This is a genomic window from Cupriavidus sp. HPC(L) (assembly GCF_000307735.3).
Taxonomy (GTDB): Bacteria; Pseudomonadota; Gammaproteobacteria; order Burkholderiales; family Burkholderiaceae; genus Cupriavidus.
The window spans coordinates 1-1,288 of sequence record NZ_AMPR02000392.1 but is presented as its reverse complement, the minus strand read 5'-3'; the positions used below and the strand labels follow the sequence as shown (position 1 = coordinate 1,288).

Annotated in this window: 1 protein-coding gene; it reads left to right on the top strand. The window is 70.7% G+C overall.

The genetic code is table 11. The features are described 5' to 3' along the window. The coding region (locus B551_RS18315) for a xanthine dehydrogenase family protein molybdopterin-binding subunit (protein ID WP_023264736.1) at positions 1-1,288 on the top strand (1,288 nt) is incomplete at both ends.

Genomic DNA, 1,288 nt, shown 5'->3' with positions numbered 1-1,288 from the left:
GGTCGACGCTTCGGGTTCGCGCCGGCTCGGCTACGGCGATCTCGCCGAAGGCGCGGCGCGCCAGCCGGTGCCCAAGGAGGCCGTGCTCAAGCGACCCGAGGACTTCGTGCTGATCGGCAAGGAGCGCAGCAGCTACCGCGTCGCCGACAAGCTGACCGGCCGCGCCCAATACGCGGTCGATATCAAGCTGCCCGGCATGCTGACCGCGATCGTCGTGCATCCGCCGGTGATCCATGCCCCCGTGGTGTCGTTCAACGCGGCCGAAATCAAGGCGATGCCGGGCGTGCGCGACGTGTTTGCGACCGAGATCCCGGCGGCGATCGCGCATTTCCGTCCCGGCATGGGCCCGGCCGTGCCCGACAACGGCGCCTGCCAGCCCGGCGTGGCGATCGTCGCCGATCATTTCTGGGCCGCGCAGCGTGCGCGCCAGGCGCTGAAGGTCCGATGGGGCGACAGCGACATGGCGGACTTCAGCGCAGAAGGCGCGCTGCGCGAACTGGCGCGGCATGTCGACGATCCCGGCGCCAAGAGCAAGGTCAAGGGCGATGCCGCGGCGGCGTTCGCGCGCGCCGACAAGGTGGTCGAGGGCGTCTACACGATGCCGTACAAGGCCCACGCGCAGATGGAGCCGCTGAGCGTGGTGGCGTGGGTGCACGACGGCATCGTCGAATACTGGGGCGGCATCCAGGTGCCGTCGCGCTGCGCGCAGGCGGCCGAAACCATCGCCGGCGTGCCGGCCGACAAGGTGAAGATCCATCTGACCGAGGCCGGCGGCAGCTTCGGCGCGCGCGAGGGCATGCATCAGATTCTCGAGGCCACCTACATCTCGCGCCGCGTCGGCAAGCCGGTCAAGCTGATCTACAGCCGCGAGGACGATATGCGCGGCCTGTTCTACCAGACCGCCAGCGTCCACAAGGCGCGCGCCGCGCTCGACCGCGACGGCGGCATCGCCGCCTTCAGCCTGCGCGCGGTGACGCCGTCGATCAAGGAGCCCGACGATCCCGGCTTCCTCGCCAAGGTGCCGGTGGATCCGAGCTGCACCGAGGCGATGCGCGACGACTTCTACTACGACATCGGCACGCTGGACCTGGCGTGGGTGCGGGTCGAGCCGAAGCTGCCGATCTGGTGGTGGCGCGCGGTCAGCTACGTGCCGAACGTCTTCGCGATCGAGAGCCTGATCGACGAGGCCGCGCACGCGGCGGGGCAGGACCCGCTCGCCTATCGCCGCCGCCTGCTGCGCGAGCGGCCCGAGCATCTGGCGGTGCTCGAGCGCGCCGCCGCGCTCGCC